Origin of the sequence: Faecalibacter rhinopitheci, from assembly GCF_015234135.1 — a bacterium.
Classification (GTDB): Bacteria; Bacteroidota; Bacteroidia; order Flavobacteriales; family Weeksellaceae; genus Empedobacter; species Empedobacter rhinopitheci.
This window is the reverse complement of the sequence record NZ_JADGIK010000001.1, coordinates 177,339-192,235: the sequence shown is the minus strand read 5'-3', so window position 1 is coordinate 192,235 and position 14,897 is coordinate 177,339. Positions and strand designations below refer to the sequence as shown.

The 14,897-nt window shown below is 32.1% G+C and carries 12 protein-coding genes; 6 read left to right on the top strand and 6 right to left on the bottom strand.

Features of this window, described 5'->3' with window-relative positions:
* The first annotated feature begins 66 nt into the window (after window positions 1-66).
* Entirely contained in the window at window positions 67-897 is an 831-nt protein-coding gene (locus IM532_RS00890) for an enoyl-ACP reductase FabI (protein WP_194181562.1), read from the top strand.
* Between the two features lie 171 nt (window positions 898-1,068).
* Window positions 1,069-2,055, top strand: a complete 987-nt coding sequence (locus tag IM532_RS00885; RefSeq protein WP_194181561.1) for a lipoate--protein ligase — start codon at window positions 1,069-1,071, stop codon at window positions 2,053-2,055.
* A 14-nt stretch (window positions 2,056-2,069) separates the two neighbouring features.
* Here the strand turns inward: IM532_RS00885 and IM532_RS00880 are convergent, their stop codons facing one another.
* Together IM532_RS00880 and IM532_RS00875 are read right to left on the bottom strand one after the other, a co-directional pair.
* Window positions 2,070-2,603 (bottom strand): GNAT family N-acetyltransferase, encoded by a 534-nt coding sequence (locus IM532_RS00880; protein ID WP_194181560.1) that lies wholly within the window; start codon window positions 2,601-2,603, stop codon window positions 2,070-2,072.
* A gap of 82 nt (window positions 2,604-2,685) precedes the next feature.
* Window positions 2,686-4,791: a catalase gene (locus IM532_RS00875; protein ID WP_194181559.1), complete on the bottom strand. Its 2,106-nt coding sequence runs from the start codon at window positions 4,789-4,791 to the stop codon at window positions 2,686-2,688.
* A gap of 159 nt (window positions 4,792-4,950) precedes the next feature.
* Between IM532_RS00875 and IM532_RS00870 the strand changes: the two genes are divergently transcribed.
* Entirely contained in the window at window positions 4,951-5,511 is a 561-nt protein-coding gene (locus IM532_RS00870) for a nuclease-related domain-containing protein (protein WP_194181558.1), read from the top strand.
* 27 nt (window positions 5,512-5,538) lie between these two features.
* Here IM532_RS00870 and IM532_RS00865 read toward each other — a convergent pair whose 3' ends face one another.
* The 3 genes from IM532_RS00865 to IM532_RS00855 are packed head-to-tail and all read right to left on the bottom strand — an operon-like array spanning window position 5,539 to window position 9,331.
* Window positions 5,539-7,746, bottom strand: coding sequence for a xanthine dehydrogenase family protein molybdopterin-binding subunit (locus tag IM532_RS00865; protein ID WP_194181557.1), 2,208 nt, complete (start codon window positions 7,744-7,746; stop codon window positions 5,539-5,541).
* Window positions 7,747-7,748: 2 nt separating this feature from the next.
* Window positions 7,749-8,741 (bottom strand): FAD binding domain-containing protein, encoded by a 993-nt coding sequence (locus tag IM532_RS00860; RefSeq protein ID WP_194181556.1) that lies wholly within the window; start codon window positions 8,739-8,741, stop codon window positions 7,749-7,751.
* Entirely contained in the window at window positions 8,738-9,331 is a 594-nt protein-coding gene (locus IM532_RS00855) for a (2Fe-2S)-binding protein (protein WP_194181555.1), read from the bottom strand. Before IM532_RS00855 ends, IM532_RS00860 begins: the two co-directional genes overlap by 4 nt.
* A gap of 239 nt (window positions 9,332-9,570) precedes the next feature.
* Between IM532_RS00855 and IM532_RS00850 the strand changes: the two genes are divergently transcribed.
* Window positions 9,571-10,086: a pyridoxamine 5'-phosphate oxidase family protein gene (locus IM532_RS00850; protein ID WP_194181554.1), complete on the top strand. Its 516-nt coding sequence runs from the start codon at window positions 9,571-9,573 to the stop codon at window positions 10,084-10,086.
* A gap of 44 nt (window positions 10,087-10,130) precedes the next feature.
* Here the strand turns inward: IM532_RS00850 and IM532_RS00845 are convergent, their stop codons facing one another.
* Window positions 10,131-11,909, bottom strand: coding sequence for an aminopeptidase P family protein (locus IM532_RS00845; RefSeq protein ID WP_194181553.1), 1,779 nt, complete (start codon window positions 11,907-11,909; stop codon window positions 10,131-10,133).
* A gap of 164 nt (window positions 11,910-12,073) precedes the next feature.
* Here IM532_RS00845 and IM532_RS00840 point away from each other — a divergent pair, with 164 nt between their 5' ends.
* Both IM532_RS00840 and IM532_RS00835 read left to right on the top strand, forming a co-directional pair.
* On the top strand, window positions 12,074-13,612 hold the full coding sequence (locus tag IM532_RS00840; protein ID WP_194181552.1) for a SulP family inorganic anion transporter: 1,539 nt from the start codon (window positions 12,074-12,076) through the stop codon (window positions 13,610-13,612).
* A 126-nt stretch (window positions 13,613-13,738) separates the two neighbouring features.
* Window positions 13,739-14,893 (top strand): AI-2E family transporter, encoded by a 1,155-nt coding sequence (locus IM532_RS00835; RefSeq protein WP_194181551.1) that lies wholly within the window; start codon window positions 13,739-13,741, stop codon window positions 14,891-14,893.
* Window positions 14,894-14,897 lie beyond the last annotated feature (4 nt).

Sequence of the window (14,897 nt, the reverse complement as noted above, 5' to 3'; positions counted from 1 at the left end):
GAGTTCATAAACTTTACGGTTTATTTTGAATTTTTCTCTTACATTTGAAATGAAAAATAAAATACTATGTCATACGGATTACTTAAAGGTAAAAAAGGAATCATTTTCGGTGCATTAGATCAAAATTCAATTGCTTGGAAAGCAGCTGAAAGATGTCACGAAGAAGGAGCTGAATTCATTTTAACAAATGCTCCTGTAGCTTTAAGAATGGGTGAATTAAATGCTTTAGCTGAAAAAACAGGATCTGAAGTTGTTGGAGCTGATGCAACATCAATGGAAGATTTAAATAAATTATTTGATGTAGCTATTGCTAAATTTGGTAAAATCGACTTTATTTTACATTCAATCGGAATGAGTGTAAATGTGAGAAAAGGTAAACATTATACAGATTTAAATTACGATTGGTTAACAAAAGGATGGGATATTTCTTCTGTTTCTTTTCACCGAGTAATGAAAACTGCTTGGGATAAAGATGCAATGAATACAGGTGGGTCTATCTTAGCTTTAAGCTATATTGCTGCTCAACGTACTTTCCCTGATTATAATGATATGGCTGATAATAAGGCATATTTAGAGTCAATTGCACGTAGTTTCGGATATTTCTGGGGTAAAGAAAGAGGAGTTCGTGTAAATACAATTTCACAATCTCCAACACCTACAACTGCAGGTAATGGAGTAAAAGGTTTCTCAGGATTTATGGGATTTGCTGATAAAATGTCTCCACTAGGAAATGCTACAGCATTAGATTGTGCAAATTATATCGTAACAATGTTCTCTGATTTAACTTCTAAAGTAACATTACAGAATTTATTCCACGATGGTGGTTACAGTAATACAGGAGTTTCTCAAGAAGTTATTGAAGCAATGGATGCTGCAAATAATATTGAAGGAAAATAATATATTTTAACGATATAAAAAAGCTACCTTAATGGTAGCTTTTTTTATACCTGAAATGTAAGTGATTTAAAATTAAATACTTAAATGAATTAAGGCTAATTTGTTTTTCCCAAATTAATCGTTTCACTTTCTAATTGGATAAATCATTACTATTTTTGTAAAAACAATTTTATGTTAATTATAGATTCGCCTTCTCATGATGCTTATTTTAACATCGCCTTAGAAGAATACCTTTTATACAAGTATCCTACAGAGGACATTTTTCTGCTATATATTAATGCTCCGTCAATTATCGTTGGAAAATTCCAAAATACTTTAGCTGAAATTAACTTAGATTATGTAGAAGAAAAAGGCATTAAAGTAGTAAGACGTATGTCTGGTGGAGGGGCAGTATACCACGATTTAGGAAATTTAAATTTTTCATTTCATACTTTATTAGGTAAAAATGATTTTATGGATTTTTCTACATTTACTGCACCAGTAATTAGAATATTGAACGAACTAGATGTTCCAGCTAAACTAGAAGGAAGGAATGATCTATTAGTAGAAGGGCGTAAGTTTAGTGGAAATGCTAAATTAGCACGGAATGGTAAAATGATACAACATGGTACTATTTTATTTAACTCTGATATGAGTGTTTTGGCTGATGCCTTAAAGGTCAATCCTTTGAAGTTTGTAGACAAAGCTGTTAAGTCTAATCGAGCTCGAGTAATTAACTTAATTGAATATCTTCCTTCAGAAATGAATGCTGAAGATCTGAAAGAATTATTGATAGAGGAGATAGAAGACACTACTGAAGGAGCTTACATGTATACACTAACACAGGAAGATTTCGATGGAATTGCAAAATTAATTAATGAAAAATATAATACGTGGGATTGGAATTTTGGATTTTCACCGAAGTATAATTTCAAAAATGCAAAGAAAATTCCTGCTGGTTTTATTGAAGTACATTTGGATGTTGAACGTGGTGGAACTATAAATAAAGCTAAAATTTTTGGTGACTTCTTCGCATCAGAATCTATCGAAGATTTTGAAGCTTTATTAATTGGTAAAAATCACGATTATAATGAGTTAAATGCTTTATTTGAAACAATTGATTTAACTAATTATTTTGGGAAAGTAACAAAAAATGAAATCTTAGATTTATTTAAATAATAAAAAATATCCACTTATAAGTGGATATTTTTTTTAGAATTTAGAGGCAATAACCAATATATAAATTCATCATTCCGTTCTATTTCCTCAAAATTTAGTTTTTCTAATAAATTCTTTGATCCTATATTATCTAGGTAGCATGAGGCTGTAATATCTTCTAAGTCCTCATTTTCAAAAGCCCAATTTATTAGTGCTTTTACTGCTTCCTCTGCATAACCTTTTCTCCGTTCAGCTTCAATTATTCCATATCCAATATCTGTACTTTTAATTATTCGATTAACACCTTTAAATCCAGCATCTCCAATAATTTCTTTGGTATCTTTTTTAATTATCATCCAAGATTCAAAACCTGTAGGATAATCTAATTTTGATAAATTTTTTATAATACGGGGTAAAGTATCAAGAATTTCAGCATCTGGCCATTTAATTCCTTTTTTTAGACCCAAATTATCTAGTTCAGTAAAATCATTCAATAATATATTTTCACAAATTTTTCTGGTAAATGGAATTAATATAAGTTTGTCTGTAATTAATTGTAATTTTTTCAAAAAAGATTAATTTAATTATTCATTTTCCAAATATATAGATCTTTACAAATAAAAACGCTTCCTTTCGAAAGCGTTTTTATTTTTATTTTTTCATGTTTAATTCTCGGTTCCAATAACGGTGGCCTTTCATTGTATCAATATAATCTTTGATCCAGTTTTCATCATCTGCAATTATTATAGCATCATCTTTTTCAAGATCCAAATCTTTTAGTAATGATGAAGCATGTTTATCAAAGCCTATAACTTTACAATGTTTAAATGCATCTTTGATAAATTCTTTATACTCATTATTGTTTCTTAATTTTTCAACTGAATCACCATCTGGAGTATAAAAAGCATCGTACAAAACAGAAGCATCAGTTAAATAAGAATTTTGAATATTTTCAATGTCACCTTCTTTGTATTTTAAAGGGCCAACTTTACTTGAAATAAGAACAGCCTCAGCACCTTCACTTTCAAGTACATTCTTTAATTGATCAACACTTTCTTTAGATACACCATCATCTACTAAAAATGCAACCTTGCGGGTTTCGATTGTACCTTCTCCTTTTTCAATTTTCATACTAAGTGGCTCCGACTTCTGTATTTCTTGTGGTTTAGTCGGTAAAGGATACTCAGGATGATTTTGTCTAGCAAATTTTAATGTTAGATCATCTAAAGAATCTTTTGGCGTAATATTTAGATTATCTCCAACTTTTTTTGCTAAATTTTTATCTATTTGATTTAATATTGCAACTTGCCTTTCTCTAATTTTTGGGTCGTTAACTTTACTTAGTTCAAATGATAAGGCATTAATTATATGTAATTGTTCAATTTCTGATTGAGATTGAAAAAATAATGTTGCTTGTGAGAAATGATCAGCAAAAGAAGATGATCTAGCTCTTACTTTTTCTCCTTGTAATTTTTCTTTATGAGATTCAAAACCAATTTCTTCTCCTTTTAACATAGCATGATAAGGACATCCTGAAGCTTTACTATTTGGAAAATAACTTACATCACCTTTTAAAATATCAGTTCTACTAAATCCGTCTTTTTGATTGTTATGTTTTTGTTTGATAGATCTATTAATAGGAAGTTCATGGAAGTTTGGACCTCCTAAACGATAGTTTTGAGTATCCATATAAGAAAAAATTCTACCTTGTAATAATGGGTCATTTGTTAAATCTATTCCAGGAACTAATCGGCCAGGATCAAAGGCTACTTGTTCTGTCTCTGCAAAAAAGTTTTCTGGATTTTTATTTAACGTCATTGTTCCCACAATTTGTACAGGAACCAATTCTTCAGGAATTATTTTGGTAGCATCTAAAAGATCGAAAGGATATTTATGTTCATCCTCTTCTGGTATAATTTGAAGTCCTAAATCCCATTGAGGGAAATTACCATTATCAATATTTTCCCATAAATCTTCACGATGAAAATCTGAATTAAACCCAGAAATTTTTTGCGCTTCATCCCATAAGACTGAGTGTACACCAAGTTTAGGCTTCCAATGGAACTTAACGAACGAACCTTTACCTTCTTTGTTTACTAATTTAAAAGTATGAACTCCAAAACCTTCCATCATTCGTAAACTCCTAGGAATTGCACGGTCAGACATTACCCACATAATCATGTGAGCAGATTCTGGCATTAAGGAAATAAAGTCCCAAAATGTATCGTGTGCAGATGCTGCTTGTGGCATTTCATTGTGAGGTTCTGGTTTTACAGCATGTACCAAATCTGGGAAATTCATTGCATCTTGAATAAAAAATACAGGGATATTATTTCCAACTAAGTCATAATTACCATCTTCTGTGTAGAATTTGACTGAAAATCCCCTTACATCTCTTGCTAAATCTGTAGAACCTTTAAAACCAGCGACTGTAGAAAATCGTACAAAAACTGGTGTTTTAGTACCCTTTTGTAAGAATTTAGCAATAGTTAAATCTGATATATCCTCTTTCATTTCAAAAACACCATGAGCGCCACTTCCACGAGCATGTACTACACGTTCTGGAATTCTTTCGCGATCAAAGTGCATCATTTTATCTAAATAAATATGAACTTGTTGTAGAGATGGACCTCTTTCACCAGCTTTTAAGCTATTGTTATTGTCATTGATAGGCATTCCATCATTTGTAGATAGCACTTTATTATCATTATCTACTAAATGATTTTTAATTTGTTCAATTTTCTTATTGTCTTTCATTGTTTTAGGTTTGAAAATTACGCAACAAAATCTAAGCCAATAAGTATAAATAGGAAATTTTATTTTATCTAAAAGTTGTTTTATATACTATATGATGTTATTTTAAAACAATAAAAGAGTATATTTGCCGCCTTTTGAATATCTTCAAACTCTTTATTAATGCTACTTAGCTGCTTTTTTATATTATTCATTATATTAATAATAACCTATTATAAATACATTATTCCATCTATAAAAGGAAGAAAAGGAGAGCGTATAATTGCTCGTAAATTAGCAAAATTAGATGAGCGAAAATATGAAGTATTTAATGATGTTAAATTCAATATCAAAGGTAAGCAATCGCAGATAGATCATATAGTAATTTCTGATTATGGTATTTTTGTAATAGAAACTAAAAATTACCAAGGTACAATTACAGGTTCTGAAAGATCCGAAAACTGGACACAATCATTTCCTAAATCTAAATATAATTTTTATAATCCAATTCGACAAAATTTAGGACACATCTATGCACTTAATTATGTTTTAAAAGACGTTTCAATAGATTATCATTCGATAGTAGCATTTACGGATAAAAGTAAATTAAAAGTAAAAACTTCAACCGACGTGGTACAACCTCAACAATTATTAAAAACGATTAAGAAATATAAGCATCACTCGATAGATAAACATCAGAAAGAGTTAATTAAATCAAGGATTCAGAAATACAATGTCAATTAAAAAGGATCAATTTTGATCCTTTTTTAATTATGCTTTTAAAATTTTATCCGCCGTAATGGGTAAACTACGGATTCTTTTTCCAGTGGCGTTATAAATTGCATTGGCAATGGCAGGTGCAGTACCAATAATTCCTACTTCACCTATTCCTTTCGCGCCATTTGGATTAATATATGGATCGGGTTTATTAATAAATGTTACATCTATTTTTGGTCCATCAGCATTTACTGCAAAATGATAGCCAGCTAAGTCATGTCCAACCAAAGTTCCCAATTTTGAATCTACATGTTGTTCTTCCAATAAAGCCATTCCAATACCACCAAAAGCAGCACCAATAATTTGATTTTCTGCGGCTTTTGGATTAATAATACTTCCACCATCGACTACAGCAACCAATTGATCGATAACAACTTTACCAGTTAATAGATGAACTCTTACTTTGCAAAAATGTGCTGCAGAAACAACGAATGCCCATTTTTCTCTTTCACTATCAGGACCAGATGTAGCTTCTAATTCTAATTTTTCTAATTCCAATTCTTTAAAAAATTGTTCTAAAGTAAGGCTGTAATTATCAATATTTAAAGCTGTATCAGTAACCTGCAAAGAATTAAAATCTAATTTTTCCCATTCTTTATGAATGGTAGAACCATATTTTAACAACGATTTTTTAAAATCTTCTGCTAAAAGATGTACTGCACCTACAATGGATGATAATCCAGTACTTCCACCTTGGTTTTTTGCGGGTGGTAAGTCCGAATGACCTAATTCAACTTTGATACGATTTTTCGGAAATCCAGTAGATTCGTGCATAACATTCACCATCGCCGTTCCTGTACCTGTACCTATATCGGTCATTGCTGTCCGTAAAATTAAATCACCTTGAGGTGTCAGGGTTAAATTAGCACTAGCTTGTTGTCGTCCAGCATGCCACATGCCGACAGCCATTCCATAACCAATTTGCCAATCGCCTTCTTTTTCTGCTTGTGGTTGAGGTTTTCTTTTATTCCAGCCAATTTTCTTAGCTCCAATTTGTATTGCTTCAGCTATAAAATTAGAAGACCATTGCAATCCATTATCAGGATTTTGGTCTAATGCTAAATTCATTTTTCGTAATTTAATGGGATCAATGTTCAGGTGGTAACTCAATTCATCAATTGCACACTCAATTGCAAAATCTCCAGTAGCATCTCCAGGTCCACGTTTCCAAGTGGGTGCCGCTAAATTCAAAGGGACAACTGCTTCTTCAGTTTTAAGATGTCCAAAGTGATAAATTAATCGTGAAACACGCGTAATACGATCATTAAATGGATCATATATCGCGCAATTGTTCTTGGCTTGATGAATTAATCCGGTAAATTTTAAATTTTGATCAACTCCAATTTTGATTTTTTGCCAAGAAGATGGTCGATACCCAACAGAGTAAAACATCTGTGGCCGTGTCAGCATTAATTTTACAGGTCGTTTAACGTGTTTTGCAGCCATTGTCGCCGCTAAAACATGTGGCCAAACTTTTAAGCCAGAACCAAATCCACCTCCAACAAATTCACTGATTACTTCTACATTTTTGGGTGGAAGATCATATAATGCAGAAATGGTTTTTTGAACCGTTAATACGCCTTGATTTTTATCAAAAAGACGTAATCGATCGTTCCCCTTCCAATGGGCTATAGTGGCGTGCATTTCCATAGGATGATGCACTTCCATTTCAATCGTATATTCTTGTTCTATAAATTTAGTTGTAGGGTTCCAATTTTCAATATTTCCATTTTCTTTTCCTGCAGCTTGCAAGGGAACAGTAGGATGTTTTTTGTGAAAATCCACTTCATATTCAGATGCTTGGTATTTTACCTCTACTAATGAAGCAGCATAGGTAGCATCTTCTAGCGTCGTAGCAATTACCATTGCTACTGGTTGTCCTTTAAAATAGATGGTATCAGTATGAAAAATAGGTAATCCAAATTTAGATTCTTTTATCTTTTCTGGAGTAGCCAGTCCAGGGACTGTTTGTTTATTGAAATAGTTAATGATTTCTAAAACGCCATCCACTTGTTGAGCAATTTCTGTTTGAATGGATGAAATTTTACCTGCTGGAATTTTACTGTCCACTAAGACTGCATAACACATCTGGGGTAAATCATATTCTGCTGCATATTTTCCTTTTCCTGTTACTTTCGCAATGCCTTCTACACGACCTTCATTTGAAAATCTTTCAATATTTGTTTCATCAAAAAAAGCCATAGTTAGTTTTGTTTTGAGTTTGGATTTAACGCATTTTCTAATGCCACAAGGACAGCGCCTTTTAACAAGTCAATTTTATAAGCGTTTCCACTTAATGGTTGAATATCTTTCGTGATGAGTAAGGCTGCTTGTTTAAAGTTTTCTCGAGTTGGAGTTTTTCCATTTAAGAATTTTTCAGCTTCAAACCAACGCCAAGGTTTATGGGCAACACCACCAGAAGCTAAGCGAACATTCTTCATCTGATCACCATTTAATTGAAACGCTGCAGCAACCGAAACCAATGCAAAAGCATAAGAAGTTCTGTCACGTAATTTGATATAAGCATAATATTGATGAAGGTTATCTTTTGGAATTTCTAAATGGGTAACAATGGCATCGTTTGGTAAATTATGATCTAACCACGGTGTATTTTCAGGAAGTTTATGAAAATCTTTAAATGGAATTTCAATTTTTTGTTTTGTAATTGAAGTAGCGTACACTTTTGCATCTAAAGCAACTAAAGCAATACAAAGATCGGAAGGATGAGTAGCTACACAATGCGGATTATAACCGATAATTGCGCTCATTCGATTTTCGCCATTCAAAGCACTGCACCCCGACTGTGGTTCTCTTTTGTTGCAAGGTGTTGTCGGGTCATAAAAATAAACACAGCGTGTGCGTTGCATTAAATTACCTGCTGTAGAGGCCATATTTCGAATCTGTTGCGAAGCTCCCGTTAATACAGCTTCTGCAACCAGAGGAATATGCTGTAGAATAAGTGGATTTTCTCCTAAAGTCGCATTCTTAACATTTGCGCCAATTACAATATGCTTTTTTTCTTCTTTAATAACATTCGATAAAGCGTGTTGCAAATCAATCAAAGTTTCAGGTGGTGCAATGTGTTTTTTCATCAAATCCAATTGATTGGTTCCACCTGCAATAAATTGAGCGCTTGAATTTTTTAAACGCAAGGCTTCTGCAATTGTTTTCGGTTGTTCAATTTGAAAGGGTCTCATACTTTTGCAACTTTTTGGATCGATTCAACAATTCCATTGTAAGCACCACAACGGCATAAATTACCACTCATAAATTCTTTGATTTGATTTTCAGATTTGGTTTTTCCTTCGTTTACACACGCAATCGCCGACATAATCTGTCCAGGCGTACAATATCCGCATTGGAAACCATCGTACGAAATAAAAGCTTCTTGCATCGGATGCAATTCTTCACCAGTGGCAATTCCTTCGATGGTAGTGATTTTTTTATCCTTTACCATACTTGCTAAAGTCAAACAACTCAAGGCTGTTTTACCATCGATATGAACGGTACAAGCTCCACATTGTCCATGATCGCATCCTTTTTTTGTGCCGGTGAAATGGAGCTGTTCACGTAAAACATCCAAAAGAGTAGATCGAGTATCGGTAGGAATTGAATAATTTTTATTATTAATATTTAATATAATCGAGTTAATTTTTTTCTTCGGAATAATAAATTGTTTTGCTTCTTCATATAATGCTTTAACAGTTGATGGCAGTAATGAAAAAACTGTTATTAAACTGGAAGTCTTTAGAAAAAACCGTCTACTTACTTTAGATTTGTTTCTCATGCTTATGTGTTAATTGAGTGATATTTATAAAGATAATCAATGCTTTAAGATTATTTTATTCCAATTTTAATTTATAATTAATCTAATTGGGATGATAAGTTTTTTTAATAAAAATGAATTTGATAATTCAACCTTATTAATAAACATAGCTCAACCTTATTTTAACAATAATTTAAGTGACTGAAAAATTAATGAGGTATAGTTGTTGTTTAAGCATTAATATAACCAACAAATCTATTATGGGAAAAAGTATTTCACCAACCGAAAATTTAGCTGGCAATACAGCAATAGAAAAAATTAAAACTATAGCAGAAAATGCAGGAACTTGCTTTTTTAGTACTAATTTAAAAACCAATACCAATAGTCGCCCAATGGCTTTACAAGAAGTGGATGATAATGGTAATCTTTGGTTCTTAAGTGATGTGACTAGTGAGAAAAATAAAGATATTTTACAAGATCCTGATGTTGAGCTTTATTTTATGAACAACTCAAAATACGAATATGTATTTATTAAAGGAAAAGCTTCTGTATCACAAGATAAAGTATTGATTGATAAATATTGGAGTAATTTTGCGAATGCCTGGTTTGATGGAAAAGATGATCCTAATGTTAGTGTTATTAAAGTGACTCCAAATGATGGGTATTATTATGAAACCAAAGAAAATAAATTAGTAGCGATGTCAAAAATGCTATTTGCTGCAGCAACAGGTAGTAAAATTGAAGATGGAGGAGTAGAAGGAAGTTTAGAGTTATAAATAAAAAAGGAAGTCTAAGACTTCCTTTTTTATTTAATTTAAAATTATATTGCTTTAGTTTTTTCTCTTAACCAATTTTTTTCTTCAATAGTCAATTTACTTTCTAATTGATTATAAACACATTCATTGTACTGATTTAACCAATCAATGTGCACTTTGTCTAGTACAGATTTTTCCACTAAATCTGTTGCAATGTAACATATTGTTAATGTTTCAAAATCCATAAAATCTCCATATTGAGAAGATTTTAATTCTTTTGATAATACTAAGTTTTCTATACGAATCCCATATTCACCTTCTTTGTACAACCCCGGTTCAATTGATGTAATCATTCCCGGTTCAATTGCAATATCAGTAGCGGTTCCGTTAAATACGTGAGGACCTTCATGTACGTTTAAGAAAAATCCAACTCCGTGACCTGTTCCGTGACCATAGTTACGTAATGTTTGCCACATTGGTCTACGTGTAATAGCATCAATTTGGTAACCACGCGTTCCCTTTGGAAAAATTGCCATTGAGCCTTCAATCGTTCCCTTTAATACTAATGTATAATCTTCTTTCTCTGCTTGTGTAATATTTCCTAATGAAATAACACGTGTAATATCTGTTGTTCCATTTTCGTATTGGCCACCTGAATCCACTAATAATAATCCGTTTTGTTCTAATAACGAGTTACTTTCGAGTGTAGCAGAGTAATGAGGTAATGCTCCGTGGGCCTTATAACCTGCAATTGTTCCGAATGAGATATCTTTGAAACCTGGTTGCTCTGAACGTAATCCTGCTAAATAATCTGCAATAGAGATTTCAGACAATTCACCAGAAGCTACATTTTCTTCAACCCATTTAAAAAATTTAGTTAAAGCAACACCATCATTTATCATTGCATTGCGTGTATGGGAAACCTCAACCTCGTTTTTAATGGCTTTTAACATCGTCGAAGGATTCATGTCTTCGATGATTTGAACACCTTCTGGGATAGAATCATAAACAGCAAAACATGTACGTTTTGGGTCGACTAAAATTGATGTTCCTTTTTCTAAGGATTTTAATTTATCGTAAACTTCTTCGTAAGGTTTGATCGTTACACCGTAAGAATTGAATTCAGCAACTGCTTCTTCTGATAATTTTCCTGCTGTAATGTATAAGTTTGTTTCGTTCTCGCTGATAAATGCAAAACCTAAAACGACAGGATTACAAGGAACATCTGTTCCACGAACGTTCAATGCCCACGCTAAATCGTCTAAAGACGAGATTAAATGTGCATCCGCACGTTTTGATTTTAATTGGGCTTTGATGGCTGCAATCTTATCTACAGTTGATTGACCCGTTGTAGAAACAGGTAATGTATAAGCTGGATTGACCGGTAAAGTTGGGCGATTTTCCCAATTTGGTCCTAATAAATCAGCGTGTCCATCAATAGAATATCCTAAAGGTGCTAATGTATTTTTGATCGTATTGGCCACTAATAAAGAAGCTAAATTTCCATCAAAAGCCACTTTAGCACCCGTAGGTAAATGTTCGCTTACCCATTGAACATATTCAGGCGCGTGTTGAACTTTTAATTTCACTAATTCAAAACCACTTCCTTCTAACTGCTCTTTTGCTTGTACAAAGTAACGAGAATCTGTCCATAAACCTGCGAATTCTTGCGTAATCATTAATGTACCGGCTGAACCTGTGAATCCTGAAGTCCATTCGATGCATTTATAATGATCGGGTAAATATTCGCTAATATGAGGATCAGATGAAGGTATGATGTAGGCGTCAATGTTTTGCTCTTTCATTAAAGAACGAATCGCTTGAAGCTTTTCTAAATGTGTCATTACAGTATGAATTTATAAAGATAAAGGTATAAACATTGCTGATATTACCCAAAATTTAATTTAGTTTTCTTTTGTACTTATACTAGCATTTTAAAATATATTTATTGATAAAATTCTTCGATTAAGCTTGAATTGATTGTATTTTTGGCCAACTTATTACAATTATGATAGAAGCAATAAAAAATCACTTTAAAATTGATCAACCCATCAATTATAAAAATGAAATATTAGCAGGTTTAACGGTAGCGATGACGATGATTCCAGAATCTTTATCATTCTCTATATTAGCGGGATTGGGTCCTTTGGTAGGATTATATGCTGCTTTTATAATGGGGATTGTAACTGCTATTTTTGGTGGACGTCCCGGAATGGTTTCAGGTGGTGCTGGTGCAACAGTTATTACATTAATTGCACTAAATGTTTCGCATGGTGTAGAATATGTTTTTGCGGCAGTAGCGTTAGCAGGGATATTTCAAATTTTAGTTGGAGTTTTAAAACTTGGTAAATTCGTTCGACTTATTCCTCAGCCAGTGATGTATGGATTTCTAAATGGATTGGCAATTGTAATTTTTATGTCCCAAATAGAACAATTTAAAATAGTAGATAATGGAATAACCTCATGGTTAAATGGAACACCATTATATACATTGGTAGGTTTAACATTACTTACTATACTCATCGTTTACTTCTTCCCTAAAATCACTAAATTAATTCCTGCTTCATTGGTTGCAATTATGGTAGTTTTTGGAATTGTATTGGGTTTTAATATTGATACTAAAACGGTTGGTGATATTGCAGCTATTAAAGGTGATTTACCTTCATTTCATATTCCGATGATTCCTTTTACGTGGGAAACCTTAGAAATTATTCTACCCTATGCTATTATTATGGGGTCGGTAGGTTTAATAGAAACATTATTAACGTTAACTTTGGTAGACGAAATCACCAATTCTAAAGGTCAATCTAATAAAGAAGCAATTGCTCAAGGAACGGCAAATATAGCTAACGGGTTCTTTGGTGGAATGGGAGGTTGTGCTATGATAGCGCAAACATTTGTTAATTTAGAAGCAGGATCTCGTACACGTATTGCACCTGCAATTGGAGCAATTACGATTTTAATTATTATTTTAATTGGAGCGCCAGTAATTGAAAAAATTCCGATGGCAGCTTTAGTAGGAGTGATGATGATGGTTGCAATTTCTACCTTTAAATGGGGATTCTTCAAACTCATTACAAAAATGCCCGTTTCAGACATATTAGTTGTTGTAGTTGTTGCTGGTATTACCGTAGTTGTACATAATTTGGCTTTAGCTGTTTTTGTGGGCGTTATTTTGTGCGCTTTAATCTATGCTTGGGACAATGCTAAACGAATTAGAGCGCGTAAATCTGTAGATGAAAGTGGACGAAAAATTTATGAAATTTATGGACCATTATTTTTTGGTTCTGTTGCAGGTTTTTACGAAAAATTTGATGTAATTGATGATCCAAATGAAATAGTAATTGATATGAAAGAAAGTCGTATTGTTGACATGAGTGCTATAGAAGCTTTGGATTTAATTACTTCAAAGTATGCAATAAGAAATAAGAAAGTCATTTTACGTCATCTAAGTACTGATTCTATACTTTTATTAAACAAAGCAAATGGAGTTATAGAAGTTAATATAGAAGAAGATCCAACTTATAAAGTTATGCCTAAATCATAAATTCTAACTTTTTACAATAGATTACAAAAGCACTTATTTTAATAAGTGCTTTTATTATTTAAAATAATTTACAATTTGGTGTTTACTAAATGTATATTTGTAAATTCAATAATATATAAATGCTTTATGAATAAGAATATTCAACTCAATAAGCTTTCTTTAAATCTAGCAACAAGTTTGTTAGCAATTATTTTGATTGTATTTATTTTATACATTACTCAGACCGTAGTAGTTCCTATACTTTTTTCTGTTATTGTAGCAGTAATGGTTTTTCCGTTAGCTAAAATTTTAGAACGTATAGGATTTAATAGAACATTTTCCACTATTATTAGTTTAATATTAGCTTCTGCTTTTTTTTCTGGCTTAAGTTACGTTATTGTATTACAAGTAGTAGAAATTGCAAAGGACGCTGCAATGATTGTAACAAAGCTAGAGGTTTTATACAAAGAATCTTTAAACTGGGTTACGAAAACATTCAATATTTCACAATCTGAGTTACTTGATAATGCTCTGGTTGAACTTAAAGAGGCATTTTCAACAATAAGTAAATATGCAATGACATTTTTCCAATCTTTTGGAAGTGTACTTACGTCTTTTATATTAATTCCAATATTTGCTTTTTTCTTTCTGTATTACCGTGATTTTTTTAAATCATTTTTTTTGAAAGTGTTTAAATCTACACCTCGGGAAAAGGTAGAAGACACGTTAAATAAAATGTATGAAGCATTGCAAAACTATATGGTAGGCCAATTAACGGTTATGTTTATTGTAGCTATTTTAAATACAATCGGTTTATATATTCTTGGAATAGATCATGCTTGGTTTTTTGGAGTTTTGGCATCACTATTAATGATTTTACCATACGTAGGAATAGCTATAGGATCTATATTTCCTGCAATTTTTGCTTTAGCAACAATGGATTCTCCTTATTATGCATTAGGCGTTGTAGGATGGTTTCAAGTAGTACAATTTTTAGAAGGTAATTTTATTACACCAAATATTGTAGGAAGTAAAGTATCTTTAAATCCAATGGTATCCATGTTAGCGATTATCCTTGGTGGAATGTTATTTGGATTTGCAGGATTTATTCTGGCTTTACCACTTGCAGCTTTATTAAAGGTAATTTTTGATTCTATTCCACAATTAGAAGCTTTTGGATATTTACTAGGAGATCCTGAAATCGAAAATAAAAAAATGGAGGAAGTTGAAAATAAAAACAACTTAGAAGAGGAAGAAGAGAGTTCGGAACTTATAAATTCCGATGATTCAACTACAAACTAAACTC